Origin of the sequence: Flavobacterium indicum GPTSA100-9 = DSM 17447, from assembly GCF_000455605.1 — a bacterium.
Taxonomy (GTDB): Bacteria; Bacteroidota; Bacteroidia; order Flavobacteriales; family Flavobacteriaceae; genus Flavobacterium; species Flavobacterium indicum.
This window is the reverse complement of sequence record NC_017025.1, coordinates 2,266,182-2,281,038: the sequence shown is the minus strand read 5'-3', so window position 1 is coordinate 2,281,038 and position 14,857 is coordinate 2,266,182. Positions and strand designations below refer to the sequence as shown.

The 14,857-nt window shown below is 30.3% G+C and carries 12 protein-coding genes; 8 read left to right on the top strand and 4 right to left on the bottom strand.

Annotation, left to right across the window (positions count from 1 at the left end; genetic code table 11):
* Positions 1–75: 75 nt before the first annotated feature.
* From KQS_RS10615 to gwsS, 8 genes are all read left to right on the top strand, one after another.
* The gene (locus KQS_RS10615) at positions 76–5,973 is read left to right on the top strand and encodes a T9SS type A sorting domain-containing protein (protein WP_014389189.1); all 5,898 of its coding nucleotides are present in this window, start codon (positions 76–78) and stop codon (positions 5,971–5,973) included.
* A gap of 80 nt (positions 5,974–6,053) precedes the next feature.
* The gene (locus KQS_RS10610) at positions 6,054–6,551 is read left to right on the top strand and encodes a GNAT family N-acetyltransferase (RefSeq protein ID WP_014389188.1); all 498 of its coding nucleotides are present in this window, start codon (positions 6,054–6,056) and stop codon (positions 6,549–6,551) included.
* Positions 6,552–6,798: 247 nt separating this feature from the next.
* Positions 6,799–7,098, top strand: a complete 300-nt coding sequence (locus KQS_RS10605; RefSeq protein ID WP_014389187.1) for a helix-turn-helix domain-containing protein — start codon at positions 6,799–6,801, stop codon at positions 7,096–7,098.
* A gap of 153 nt (positions 7,099–7,251) precedes the next feature.
* Complete coding sequence (locus tag KQS_RS10600) at positions 7,252–7,536, top strand: hypothetical protein (RefSeq protein WP_014389186.1); 285 nt, start codon at positions 7,252–7,254, stop codon at positions 7,534–7,536.
* Positions 7,537–7,638: 102 nt separating this feature from the next.
* Complete coding sequence (locus KQS_RS10595; RefSeq protein ID WP_014389185.1) at positions 7,639–9,384, top strand: hypothetical protein; 1,746 nt, start codon at positions 7,639–7,641, stop codon at positions 9,382–9,384.
* Between the two features lie 8 nt (positions 9,385–9,392).
* Positions 9,393–10,331, top strand: coding sequence for an ATP-grasp domain-containing protein (locus KQS_RS10590; protein WP_014389184.1), 939 nt, complete (start codon positions 9,393–9,395; stop codon positions 10,329–10,331).
* Entirely contained in the window at positions 10,315–10,473 is a 159-nt protein-coding gene (locus KQS_RS14425; RefSeq protein WP_157868421.1) for a hypothetical protein, read from the top strand. The genes KQS_RS10590 and KQS_RS14425 overlap by 17 nt, the downstream gene beginning before the upstream one ends.
* A 4-nt stretch (positions 10,474–10,477) precedes the next feature.
* Positions 10,478–11,572 carry a grasp-with-spasm system SPASM domain peptide maturase gene (gene gwsS / locus KQS_RS10585; protein WP_014389183.1) on the top strand — a complete coding sequence of 365 codons (1,095 nt, stop codon included), beginning with the start codon at positions 10,478–10,480 and terminating at the stop codon, positions 11,570–11,572.
* Between the two features lie 25 nt (positions 11,573–11,597).
* Here the strand turns inward: gwsS and KQS_RS10580 are convergent, their stop codons facing one another.
* The 4 genes from KQS_RS10580 to KQS_RS10565 all read right to left on the bottom strand — a co-directional run bounded on the left by KQS_RS10580 (position 11,598) and on the right by KQS_RS10565 (position 14,819).
* On the bottom strand, positions 11,598–12,080 hold the full coding sequence (locus tag KQS_RS10580; protein ID WP_014389182.1) for a hypothetical protein: 483 nt from the start codon (positions 12,078–12,080) through the stop codon (positions 11,598–11,600).
* Position 12,081: 1 nt separating this feature from the next.
* Positions 12,082–12,870, bottom strand: coding sequence for a 23S rRNA pseudouridine(2604) synthase RluF (gene rluF, locus KQS_RS10575; RefSeq protein ID WP_014389181.1), 789 nt, complete (start codon positions 12,868–12,870; stop codon positions 12,082–12,084).
* A gap of 73 nt (positions 12,871–12,943) precedes the next feature.
* Positions 12,944–13,723: a zinc ribbon domain-containing protein gene (locus tag KQS_RS10570; RefSeq protein WP_014389180.1), complete on the bottom strand. Its 780-nt coding sequence runs from the start codon at positions 13,721–13,723 to the stop codon at positions 12,944–12,946.
* A 4-nt stretch (positions 13,724–13,727) separates the two neighbouring features.
* On the bottom strand, positions 13,728–14,819 hold the full coding sequence (locus tag KQS_RS10565; RefSeq protein WP_014389179.1) for a Nif3-like dinuclear metal center hexameric protein: 1,092 nt from the start codon (positions 14,817–14,819) through the stop codon (positions 13,728–13,730).
* Positions 14,820–14,857: the final 38 nt, after the last annotated feature.

Genomic DNA, 14,857 nt, shown 5'->3' with positions numbered 1-14,857 from the left:
TTTCGTCGAATTTTTATTAGTTATTGTTAAATATTATTGAAATTAGATAGCTTTTTTTAAAATATATAACAAAACATGAGTAAAAATTACTTTTCAGAAAATTCTTTAAGTGATGCATTCACAAAAAAGAATAAAGTGTTTGGTATTCAAAGTGTTTTTAAAAAAATAGTTTTTGTTTTTTTAACAATATTTTGTTTTTCAAATGCTTTTGCACAAATTGGAGTAACAGTTACAGGTAATGCAAATACTACTCCTGCATTAGCTGGTTCTTATACTAGTTTAGCATCTGCAATTACAGATTTAAATGCAGTAACAGCTATGACTGGACCAGTTGTGCTAAATTTAGGAGCAGGTACTGAGACTGCACCAACATTAGGTTTTATTCTTGGTTCTGCTACTTTAAATGCAGCTACGAGTGTGACTAATACCATAACAATCAATGGTACACCAGGTACTTCTATTTTACAAGCTTATTCAGCTGGAACCGGAACGCCGGGGACTGCAGTTCAAGATGCTATTTTTAAAGTATCAGGTTTAGATTTTTTAACTATCCAAAATGTTACTTTTACCGATGGTAATACTACGAATCCTGCTACTATGGAAGCAGGGCTAGTTTTTTACAAAGCTTCAGCTACCGATGGTTGTAATAACAATACAGTACAAAACTGTACTTTTAATATGCAACGTGTTAATAATGCGGCAGGAACAACTCCAATGTTTGATGGTTCTGTTGGTATTATGTTTATTAATTCTACAGCGACAGCAGCCACAACTAATTTAACCATTACTGCGACAAGTGGGGCAAGTTCTAATAATAAAATCTATGGAAATACAATAAATGGTGGAAACATAGGAATTGGAATGAATGGTTTTGCTGCTGCTACTCCTTTTACATTAGCAGATTCAAATAATGATATTGGTGGAGTAAGTAATTTAACGGGTAATACTTTACTGAATTTTGGTGGAGCAACTGGTGCAACAAATCCAGCTGCAGCAATCAGAATTAATAACCAATGGGGAGCAAATGTATCTTACAACATAATCAATAATAATAATGGTTCTGGAGTAAATCATCCCTCAACTTTGAGAGGAATTTTAGCTGGGGCAGGTACTTCTGCAAATATTACAATTAACAATAACAATATAACTTTATTTGGTGGTGGTACAACTTCACAATTAGACGGAATTTCTAACGGTATTGGGTCTACAGCAGCTTCAAATACTGTAAGTATAAACAATAATTCTGTTGTTTTAAATTATGCTTCAGCAACAGGTGCAACAATAAATGGTATTGTTAATAGCGCTACACCTACTACTGCTAATATAAATAACAATAATGTAAGTGCAGGTTCTGCTATTCCAGGTACTGGGACACATATATTAATTGGATGTGGTTCGCCTGTAACACTTAATGCTAATAATAATATAATTGGTCCATTTATAAGATCTTCTGCAACAACAGGTACTTTAAGAGGGTTGGTTATAACAAGTCCAACTTCTACTACTATTAATGGAAATACTATTGCTGGTTTAGCTTATTCAAATGCTGCTTCAACAGGTACAATTGATGGTATTTATGGTCTTTCTTCATCTGTAGATGTTACTATATCAAATAATATTTTAAATAACTTAACTGCAAATGGTGCAATAAAAGCTATTGTTGAATTTGGAATAGCTGGTAATAAAAACTTTATAGGAAATACTATAAGTAATTTGCAAAATGTTTCTGGATATTCTGGGACCGGTGTTGCTTTTACTGGTATAAATCCATCAATTGGTACTATTTCGATTTCTAAAAATAAATTATTTAACATTACTTCAACTGGTACAGGTGCTTCAGTATTAGGAATTTCAGTTTCTGGAGGTACAACAGCAACAGTTTTTAATAATTTAGTTGGAAATTTATATACACCAACAGCTACAGGTTTAAATGCAGTAATTGGAATAAATTTAACTGGTGCTACAACAAATAATGTTTATAATAATACTGTTCGATTAGACGCAACTTCAAGTTCAGTAACTACTTTTGGAACTTCATGTTTATATTTTAACCTAACACCTACAGCTGTTGATGTTAGAAATAATATTTTTGTTAATTTATCTACTCCAGCTCAAAATGGATTAAATGTAGCGACCAATGGTGTTGCTGCAGCTATAAGAAGAATAAGTGGTACAGCAGGTACAGTTCCTACTAATTATGCAACTACAAGTAATAATAATTTATTTTGGGTAAACCCAACTGCTGGTACTAATAATCATTCATCTTATGTTGAAGGTACTACAACAATTACAAATTCCCTAAATACTGTTGCTAATCTTAAAGCATTTATGGTGAATAGAGATCAAGTGTCTGTAGAAGAAAATCCGACATTTGTTTCTACAACTGGAGCGAATGCAACTTATTTACATATAGACACAGTTACACCTACTTTTGTAGAAGGGGGTGCATCCGTTATAGCATTAGTAACAACTGATTATGATGGAGATGTTAGAAATAATGCTACTCCAGATATTGGTGCAGATGAATTTAATGGTGTTTCAAATTTACCAGTTTGTACTGGTACACCAGCATCTGCAAATACGGTAACTTCAAATAACAATTTCTGTTTAGGAAGTTCAACTATTCTTTCTTTAGATGTTGCTTATTCGGTTTTAAATATAACGTATCAATGGGAATCTTCTTCAGACAATATTTTATATAATACTATTGGAGGTGCCAATTCTTCAACTTATTCAGTTACTCCAATTGCTTCAACATGGTATAGATGTATTGTAACTTGTACAAATTCAGGATTTTCAATAACATCAAATCCAGTTCAGGTGATTATTAATTCACCAACTTATGCAACAATTCCTTTAACTGAAAGCTTTGAAAATGTATGGACTACAACTTGTGTAACTGCACCATTAGGACAAGATGCTCCAAATAATTCTTGGAGAATGATTAAAGGTGTAGATGCTGATGCGTCTTGGAGGGCAGATAATACTACAACTACACTAAGTGGATGGTCCTCAACAGGAGGAGCGTACACCCCAATAGCACAAAATGGAGCAAGATCTGCAAGATTCCATTCATTTAATGTTTTCCCTGCTGGAGATAAAGGTTCTTTAGATTTATATGTAGATTTATCTGCTCCGGGTTCAAAAGAGTTGTCATTTTATTACATTACTCCTAGTACAGGAATTGATCAATTAGAATTGTTATTATCAACTGATGGAGGGGTAACTTTTAATCCATTAACTACTACACCAGCACTAGCTGCTCCTACAACTGCGGTAACGAGTTGGACAAATGTTAAGGCAAATTTAGCAACTACTTCTGCTACCTCTGTAATTAGATTTAGAGCAACAGGTGATAATGGAAGTTTTGATATTGGGCTAGATAATGTATCCATAAGTTTATTATGTAGTGGGCCTCAATCGATCACAACTTCTCCAAATGTTGCAATTTGTAATGGAGATTCAACTGTTTTGACGGTTTCTAGTGCAAATGATCCTAATCATAGTTATGTTTGGTCTCCTGCTGTAGGTTTAAGTGCTACAACTGGATCAAGTGTAACTGCAAATCCAACTACTACCACTACTTATACTGTAACAGCAACCGATATGATTGGAGGATGTACAACAACAGGTACAATAGTTGTGACTGTTAATCCTATACCTTCTAATGTTGTGTTAACTCCAGCAACTGCCTCAGTATGTTCTGGAACTATTCAGCAATTAAATGCTTCTGGAGGAACTTATATTGTGTCTTCATTGTTAGGATCTGGTGCTAGTACAACTTCAGGTAGTTCTACTACAGCCACTTTAGGGCCAAATCCTCTTCAAAATTTTTATGGGGGAACTAAACAACAATGGATCTATACGGCAGCTGAATTATCTGCATTAGGTTTTGTTGCTGGAACGCAAATTAATTCAATAAAATTAGATTTGGCTAATGCCAATACTTCTGTAGCATTATCAAGTTTAGTAGTTAAAATGAAAAATACAGCAACTGGAAGTTTTGCTTCTACAACTGCTTGGGAAACAGGATTAACGACTGTAAAAGCTGCTGCAAATTATACACCAGTTGCCGGTTTAAATACTTTTACTTTTGATGCACCATTTAGTTGGGATGGTTCAAGTAATTTAGTTGTTGAAATGAATTATAGTAATAATAACACTGGTGCTGCTTCAAATTATAACACCGCAAAACATAGTCCAACTTCATTTGTTAGTACAATTTTTTATAGAGCTGATAATACATCAGCGGCAGCAATTGATGCCTATGTAGGAACAGCAAGTTATACATATAGCTCAAGAAATGATCTAACTTTTGATGTTATTAATAGCGCACCAATTACTTGGTCTCCTCAAACGGATTTGTATACAGATTCAGCTGCAACTATTCCATATACTGGAACTGCAACTAATATAGTTTATACTAAACCTACAGGTAATATAACTTATACTGCTACTGCGACATTAGGTGCTTGTACAAAATCAAATACTTCGGTAATCACATTTGTTCCAAGTACTTCAAACACTACTACTGCTTCGGCTTGTGATTCGTACACTTGGGCTGTTAATGGCACTACGTATACTACTTCTGGTACGTATACGAATGTAGTAGGATGTCATACGGAAACGTTAAACTTAACGATTACACCAAGTACAACTAACACTACTACTGCTTCGGCTTGTGATTCGTATACTTGGGCTGTAAACGGAACTACATATACTACTTCTGGAACGTATACGAATGTAGTAGGATGTCATACGGAAACGTTAAACTTAACGATTACACCAAGTACAACTAATACTACTACTGCTTCGGCTTGTGATTCGTACACTTGGGCTGTTAATGGAACTACATATACTACTTCTGGTACATATACCAATACTGTAGGTTGTCAAACCGAAACGTTAAACTTAACGATTACACCAAGTACAACTAATACTACTACTGCTTCGGCTTGTGATTCGTATACTTGGGCTGTTAATGGCACTACGTATACTACTTCTGGTACATATACCAATACTGTAGGTTGTCATACAGAGACATTAAACTTAACGATTACACCAAGTACAACTAATACTACTACCGCTTCGGCTTGTGATTCGTATACTTGGGCTGTTAATGGCACTACGTATACTACTTCTGGTACGTATACGAATGTAGTAGGATGTCATACCGAAACGTTAAACTTAACGATTACACCAAGTACAACTAATACTACTACTGCTTCGGCTTGTGATTCGTACACATGGGCTGTTAATGGAACTACATATACTACTTCTGGTACGTATACGAATGTAGTAGGATGTCATACAGAAACATTAAACTTAACAATTACACCAAGTACAACTAATACTACTACCGTTTCGGCTTGTGATTCGTACACTTGGGCTGTTAATGGAACTACGTATACGACTTCAGGTACATATACCAATACTGTAGGTTGTCATACAGAGACATTAAACTTAACAATAAATACGGCAACTACTCCAACAGGAGCTTCTAATCAAACTATTAATGGTGGTGTGGCTTCTGATGTAACGATAGAGGATATTGTTGTTACTGGAACTGGAATAGTTTGGTATCCATCAGCAGCTGATGCAGCAGCAGGAACAAATGCAATTCCAGCAGGAACACAGTTAGTGGATGGTGCTACTTACTATGCAGTATCTGTAAATGGTACATGTGTGAGTTCTCCATTAGCAGTTACTGTAACCGTAGTATTAGGAAAAGAATCGTTTGATTTAACACAATTAACGTATTATCCTAATCCAGTTGTTGATCAGTTAACAATTAGATATAGTAAAGAAATTACAACTATTGAAATATTTGATTTAGGTGGAAAATTAGTTAAAGTGATTAAGCCTTTTGCAAATGAAGTTCAAGTGGATTTGGTAGAATTATCTTCTTCTATCTATATCTTAAAAGTTTATGCTGATGATAATTACACAGAATTAAAAGTTATCAAAAAATAACATTAATTCAGTAAAATTAAGGGCTGCCAATTGGTGGCCCTTTTTTTATTTAGTATTTTTGAAAGCAAAATGAATTTGATATGTATTCAATATCCCCATTAAAAGATAATCAATTAAGCATTGTAAGAGATCTAGCTTTTAAAATTTGGCCAAATGCTTATGGTCAAATTTTATCAAGTGAACAATTAGAATATATGCTAAATAAATTTTACAGTATTGATGCATTAGTACAGCAATTGCAAAAGGGTCAATGTTTTTTTATAATTGAAGATAATAGTGAAGCTATTGGTTTTCTTGCTTATGAGATAAATTGCAATGAATCAAATCAATTGAAGATTCATAAAATATATGTCTTAGATACTTATCAAGGTAAAGGAGTAGGGAGGCTATTAATAGATTTTGCTATTGAAACTGCAAAAAGGAAGCTGCAAAAAGGGGTTTTCTTAAATGTAAATAAATTCAATAAAGCTCAATTTTTTTATGAGAAGCTTGGTTTTACTATTGTTAAAGATGAAGTTATCGATATTGGAAATAATTTTGTAATGGATGATTATGTTATGGAATTACCATTGTTTTAAATCGTTAAACAGCGTTTTGTAATAAATTTATATAATTTTAACAAAAAATTAACAAGTTTATTAGTTCTTTTGTTGTTAGATAATTTTTATTTTGCACTACTTTAATTACAAATAAAGCCTGCCTCAATTTCTAAAAGAATAATGAAATTAATATATAATGATTTCGTAGTCTATTTATTTTAAGAAAATTACATTAATGGTAGGTTGATTTTGCTAAACCATTGTAAAAATAATTAATTATGTAACTATGAAAATTGGTCTCAAACTACTACAACTACGCAAACAATTTAGATTCTCTCAAGAATATGTTGCTGATGAAATCGGCATTTCTAAAACTACTTTACGTAAATGGGAAGCTGCAGAAAGTATTCCAACTTTTGATAATTTAAATAAACTCTCCCAATTTTATAATGTAAAAATGACTTATTGGTTTGAAGAAAATAATGATGTTGAAAGTGATGAGGTACTACTTCACTTAAACGATTTATTAGATCAAGTTAAACAATTAATCTGCGAAATAAGAGAAAAGCAAACTAAAATGGTGTAAAATAGTACACTTTTAACTTCTAGATTAATAAAAATTCATCTTAGTTTTGAAACATGAACAAAGGACTATTTTTTGTTTGAAACCAGTGCACAGGTGATACAAATGATAAGTTTAGATCGTTTAAAAAAATGTTTAATACTTAAATGTACAAAAATGAAGTTAGAAAGTTTAAAATTGCAAAATTTTTTAGATGCTAAAATGGATAATGAACAAATGTCTGTTTTAAACGGAGGTTTAATTGATGCTGCTAGAAATACAGTTACTCCTGCAGGTTCAGGTTGTGGTCCAGGTCTCAATTCATCAAACCCTACTGGAGTCTATCATATTGATTATGGATATGATGTAATTCGAACAAATTCAGATGGAACTACTTATACCACATATCACGATAGAAGTAATATGTATGAAATTAATCCCGCAAATTGTATTGGACTTTAATAATTAAAGTATATCAAAATAAACAAACCTAAAATTTAGGTTTGTTTTTATTAATAATTAAAATTAAAATTAAAATTAAAATTAAAATTAAAATTAAAATTGATGACTTATAAATCTTTCTTATTATTTTTTATATTTCACATAACACTGTACACAAATCTTTCTTATGGTCAAAATAAGCTTGTAAAAACTAAATTTTTACAATCAGACTTTGATAAAAATAAAATAGCAGAAGAAACCTTTGATTTGTGGAAATATAAATATTTAAATTCTGCGGAGGTTAAAGATACGCTAAATCCATCCATTTTTGTTGACGATAGACAAATAAATTCTCTTGTGAATTATGGTGTTCAATTTAAATCCAAGGATTTAAGTGTTTTTAATATTTTTCAACATCACGAAAAGTGGTATTTAAAGGTTGATTTTGAAAAAGCAGTATTTAATCCAAGAGACAGTATAATTGAAATAGAAGGATACGTGAATGGTGGATGGGGAAATAGTAACATAAAGAAAAAAAGAAAAATTAAAATTGAAAACAATATCGATATTTTTATTGGAGTAAAACGGGATACTTTTGTTTATCATTATTACAATAAAGTTGTTAATGAAGAAAAAATTGAGGTAAAATATAAAGGCAAAGATGTTTCTAATACTACTGTTTTAGATACTTTTCCAGCTTTTTATTTTAAACATAGCGCGCATTATAAAACTGCATCTCAAGGTAAACGCTATTTTAAAATTCAAGGTAAAGTTACCCCCAATTCTTTATTAGCTTTAGGTGATATTGGTTGCTATGCAGAAATTTTTGACATCGGTTCAATGGTGTATAGTCCAAAAAAAAATAAGAGAAAAAAAGTAAATAAAAAAGAGTTGCCCGCCTATAAAGTACTTATTAAAGATAATATAGTATTAGCTGATAAAGATAAAATAAAAGAAAGAAAGCAAGATTATTATTTTTATACTGAGGAAGCTGAAAATTATATTGTGTTGCGACAATATGCTAAAGCAAAGGAACAGTATGCCTTATTAAATAAAAAATACAATGTCATTTTTGCACGAGATATTCATAATGCTATTCGATGTGCACTATTTTCTAGAGATTATAATAACGCATTTTTATGGGCAGAAAAATTAGCGAATAAAGGTATTAGTATTAATTATTTTAATTCAAAAGTTTTCATTTCGCTAAAAAAACAAAAGCAATGGAACCGTTTTAGTATTACCTATGATTCGATTTATAATGAATTTCAGAAAAACAGAAACATAAAATTGAAATCGGAATTAGAGAAATTGGTTGATGAAGATCAAGCGGATTATGGACTAGCCAATAGGAAAGATTCTAGAGTATTATTTGAAACCACAGATCGAGTTTCAGATAAATTAATTTCATTATTGAAAGAAGAAGGGTATCCAACAGAAGAAAAAATTGGAGTTTATACTATAAATGATACGATCATGATGATTTCTCCTGAATTCCATGTACTCTTTAGACATGCAATACAAAAACAACCAAAAAATTTGGAAAAATTAGAAGAATTTTTAAGTGCTAGTGAAAAAAAGTTAGAACATGATAACAAAAGAAGTCAAATTTATAATTTTTATTATAACTCTTGTTTTCATATTTATAAGGGGAATTTATACCATTCTAATTCGTGTGGTATAAATGAATTTGCAGTAAGGAAAATGAAATTCATTTTCAATAATCCACATCATTTTTTTATTCATACGGATAATTATATTATTTCAGAATACAATAAAGATAATCCGGAAGACTTTGATAATTATTACGAAAATAATTTTACGTATGTTTTGAAACTTTCTGATGATTGGGAGTTTTATGATAAATAGATTTAAGTATGATATTGATTTACAGTAAAGATGTTGATGATTTTATTAATAATGTAATCGATTTTTTGAATGTTAAGTTCATTAGAATTAATGAATCTAATTTGGTACAAGTTGAGCAAATTAGTTTTGAAAATACATCGGAAAACTTTAGAGTTAAAACGGATTATTGTGACGAAATTAATTTTCAAGATATAAATGCAATTTGGTTTAATGGGGGTGGTATACGTGGTGTTGGTAGTTTATATGAAAGAAAGTGTTTTGAGGTGCTTTTTGATAGTTATTTACTGCAAAAAAGAGTATATAAACTAGGCTCGCGTTATTCCGATTTTAAAATAAATAGACTCGATGTAATGCTGGAAGCAAAAAAGCAAGGTCTTAAAATTCCCGAAACATTAATAGTAGATTCAAAAGCTAAATTATCTGAATTTTATAATTCATTTAAAGACAAAAATGGAATTATTTGTAAACGAATATTAGATGATTTTTTTTATGAAGATGAGAATTATGAGTATAATTTTAATTTAACTTTTGAAATTACGGAAGAAATTTTAAACAAACTTCCAGATAATTTTGCTTTATCTTTTTTTCAAGAACGAATAATTTCTGAATTTGAAATTCGAGTAATAAATATTGATGGAGAATTATTTTCGGCATCAATTCATGATTATAATAATTATGTGGATTGTAGAAGTGGTTTTAGAGACATGAAAAACTTGAGAATTATTCCGTTTAAATTGCCTAATACTATAAAACATAAGTTGCTTAAATTATTTGATTTTTTTAATCTAAATTATGGGTCCATTGACTTACTTTTCTCAGCGGGTGAGTTTTATTTTTTAGAATTAAATCCAACCGGACAAATAAGTTTTATTAATAATAAGTGTAATTATTATTTAGAAAAGATTATTGCTAAAAAATTAGAATTGAAGTATGAGGCATCCAGTTAATGTGCATAATGGGTTAAAATTAGAAAAAATAAAAGAATCCAATCAAAATAAAGTCTTTAGTAATTTAATCGATATTAAGGGGTATCAAAATTCTAAAAATATTACTAAAACATTTTACAAACCAATTTCTAAAATTTTATAAATTGATGGAAAGTAATGTAATTTTATTTTCAGATTGTATTTTAACAAAAGGTTATAATAGAAGTATAATAAGTGATACGCAAAACAAAAGCTATTTTTATATTCCTAATGGTTTGTATGAGATTTTAAGTAAGTATAACGGCTTTAAAATTAGTGCTATTAAAGAAAAATTCAATAATGAATTTGATGATATTATTGATGAATACTTTCATTTTTTAATTGAAAATAAATTGGTCTTTTTTAATGATACTATAGATTTTTTTCCAAAAATTCAATTAGATTTTTTTTCAAATGCAAAAATAACGAATGTGATTGTAGATTTTGACTTAATTAAGCATGACTTGAATTCTTTGCTAGATCAATTTGAAATTCTAAAATGTTCTTATTTGCAATTGAGATTTTACAAGGAAATCACTTTAAATGAAATAGAGGAATGTATCAAATTGTTTAGGATTCATAAATCAAGAATTAAATCAATTAGCATTATAGCTCCATTTTATGAAGAATTTACTATTGATGACATTAAACCTCTGTTTTTTGAAAATCAAAGACTGGATACCTTACTGTTATATAATGCACCTAATGAGGTTACTTATAATGACTTATTCTACAAAAGAGGTCATGTAGTGTTAAAAACAAAGAATATAATAAATGAACACAATTGCGGAATTGTTTCTTTAGAATATTTAAATCCATCATTAAAGCTAATTTCTGAATCTCAAAAATTTAATTCTTGCTTGAATCTTAAAGTTTCTATTGATAAAGAGGGATATATTCGTAATTGTCCCTCTATGCTTCAGCATTTTGGAAACATCAGTAAAACAACATTAATAGAAGCAATTAATCATCCAGATTTTAAAAAATACTGGAGTGTTAGTAAAGATGAGGTGCAAGTATGTAAAGACTGTGAGTTTCGTCATATTTGTACAGATTGTAGGGCTTACACCGAACGGACTCATTTTAAAGAAGACATAGATTTGTCTAAACCATTAAAATGCGGTTATAATCCCTATTCTAATAAATGGGAAGATTGGAGCACTAATCCCTTAAAACAAAAAGCAATTCAATACTATGGTTTGCAAGATTTAATAAACGGATAGCTATTTTATTGAATTCCGAGTACAATTAGCTTTTAGCGATTTTAGTATAAAACCGTTTCACAGAAAACAAAGCTAATATTAAAAATAATTCAATCAATAGTAGTTTTCCTAATCCTAAAAATGAAATGATATACAAATAAACTAAGAGTAGCATGGATAAAATCGTTAAAAAAGCAGTAGCGATTATTGCTGTTTTGTTTTTCTTGCTAAAAAAATAAGTTGTGGTTATTGTAAATAAAAACAATACCAAAAAAAATGGTTTAAAATCGATTTCTTCTTTTAAGGTTAAAGTTAAAGAAGTAATGCTTGCTAAAACCAAAAATAGAAAAGGAGGAAAATAGGATAAACTATTATCTGGATTTTTTCTTAATTGATCAAATTTATGGGCGTGTTGTTGAATTTCTTCTTCAGAAAAGCCGTCTTTTCTTAATAATTCTAACGCAACACTTTTTTGATAATTGCCTTTTAAAAAGCGTTCAACTTCAAAGTTTATATCTTTTTTATTCATTTTATCGATTTCTTTTGTCGTAATTTCTACTTCCGTAATTTGTTTTTTTGTTTTTAGGTATACTTGCTTCTTCAGTTTTGCTAGACGGTGCAATTAAATCGTTTAATTGTTTAATTTCTTGTTCTGTTAAGTGTCGGTATTTACCAACAGGAACATCTAATGTAATATTAATAATTCGAATTCTTTTTAATGCAGTAACTTCATAATTCAAATAGTCACACATACGTCGAATTTGTCTATTCAAACCTTGAGTAAGTATAATTCTAAATACAAACTGACTTATTTTTTCAACTTTACATTTTTTTGTAATGGTATCTAAAATTGGTAATCCATTACTCATGCGTTGTATAAATTCATCGGTAATAGGATGATCAACAGTAACAATGTATTCTTTTTCGTGATTGTTTCTTGCTCGAAGAATTTTGTTTACAATATCACCATCACTCGTCATAAAAATTAATCCCTCACTTGCTTTATCGAGTCTTCCAATAGGAAAAATTCGTTCAGGATAGGCAATGTAGTCAACAATATTGTCTTTGATTTTTTGATTCGTGGTACATTCTATGCCAACAGGTTTGTGAAAAGCCAAGTAAATGTGTTTTTTATTGGCATTAGTTACTAATTTTCCGTTTACTCGAACTTCATCACCTGGAGCAACTTTAGTGCCTAATTCAGGAAGTTTTCCATTTATGGTAATTCGGCCTTGTTCTAATAATTTGTCCGCTTCTCTTCTAGAACAAAATCCAGATTCGGATAAAAATTTATTGATACGTACTAATTGTTCTTCCATGTGGCAAAGATACTAAAAAATAAAACCCTTTTAGTTGATGCTAAAAGGGTTTCGTTATTATTTTATTCAGAAACTATAATGTTGCAAATAATTGTTCCATTTTTTCTTTTTCTTCTTCAGCTAATACACTGTCTACTAAAATTCTACCACTGTGCTCATCAGTGATGATTTTTTTTCTTCCAGCAATTTCCATTTGTGTTTGTGGTGGAATAGTGAAGAAAGAACCAGCAGAAGCTCCTCTTTCAATAGATACAACCGCTAAACCATTTCTAACATTTCCTCTGATTCGATCATAAGCGGCTAATAAACGCTCTTCAATTTTTGCTCTGTATTCAGCTGATTTTTCTAATAAGAAGTTTTCTTCTTTTTCTGTTTCAGCCATAATATCGCTTAATTCCGCTTTCTTATGTTTTAAATGGTTTTCTTTTGCAGCTAATTTTTCTTTTGTTTCAGCTACAACTGCTTTTTTGCCTTCTAATTGAGCTTTCATTTCTTTAATGTGCTTTTCTGATAATTGAATTTCTAATTCTTGAAACTCAATTTCTTTAGCTAAAGAGTTGAACTCTCTGTTGTTACGAACATTTTTTTGTTGCTCAGCATATTTCTTTATTGAAGATTTGAATTCCTCAATATTGTTCTTTTTTTCTTTAATTTGATGGTCAATAGTGTCTAAATCACCATTCAATTTTTCTAAACGTTTAGATAATCCTGTTACTTCATCTTCTAAATCTTCAACTTCTAAAGGTAATTCACCTCTAACATTTCTAATCTCATCAATTTTAGAATCAATAAGTTGTAAAGAGTATAATGCTCTTAATTTTTCTTCTACGTTTAGTTCTTTTGTATTTGCCATAGTGTTAAAAATATTTAACCGGATTTGTATTTACTTCTGATAAAATGATTGCAAAATTAGTGATTTTTTCTTTAAGATAATCAACAATATAATTTTTTGTAAATCTTTCACTTTCAAAATGTCCAATATCCGCTAAAAGTAACTGTTTTTCGGCTTCATAAAATTGATGGTATTTTAAATCAGCTGTTAAAAATGCATCTGCTTGAACACCAATCGCGTTTTTAATTGCGAAACTTCCACTACCACCTAATACCGCTACTTTTTTTATAGGTTTATTCAAAAATGAACTGTGACGAATTCCTCCACATTGCATTTTATCTTTTACGAATTGTAGAAAATCTTGTTCACTCATCGCTTCTTCAAACTCACCAACCATGCCTAATCCAATATTTTGATGTGGGTTTTCTAATTTGTAAATTTCATAGGCAACTTCTTCATAAACATGATTTTTAAATAGAGTACTTAGAATTTTTGATTGTAAGTGTTTTTCAAAAGTAACTTCAATTTTTACTTCTTCTGTTTCAACAAATTCAAAACGATCCCCATATTCTGGGTTGCTGTTTTCATTTCCCATGAAGGTACCAATACCTTTTGAATTGAAGCTACAACATTCATAATTTCCAATACTGCCTGCACCTGCATCAAATAAGGCATTTCGTAACTTATCAGCATTGTCGGGTTGCGTATAGGTAACGAGTTTGTATATGTATTGTTCTTTTGGGACTAATATTTTGGTGTTTTTTAATCCTAAAGCATTGCAAAATATTTTGTTAACGCCTTTTTGGTGATTGTCTAAAGCGGTGTGAATGGCATAAATTGCGATATCATGTTTAATTGCTTTAATTAGAGCTCTTTCCACATAATTCTTACCCGTTATTTTTTTAATTCCCGAAAATAAAATGGGATGGAAGCAGACTACTAAATTGCATTTTTTTTCTAAGGCTTCGTCTATGACTTCCTCTAAGGCATCATGAGCTACTAAAATTCCAGTTATTTCATTGTTGTGACTGGTTAATAAACCCACATTGTCGAAGTCTTCAGCATAAGCCAGCGGAGCTAAATTTTGTAAATGAGTAAGTATAGAAGATAGTTGCATAACTTTTTTTACCAAAGATAAAAAAATGCTAACTTCGT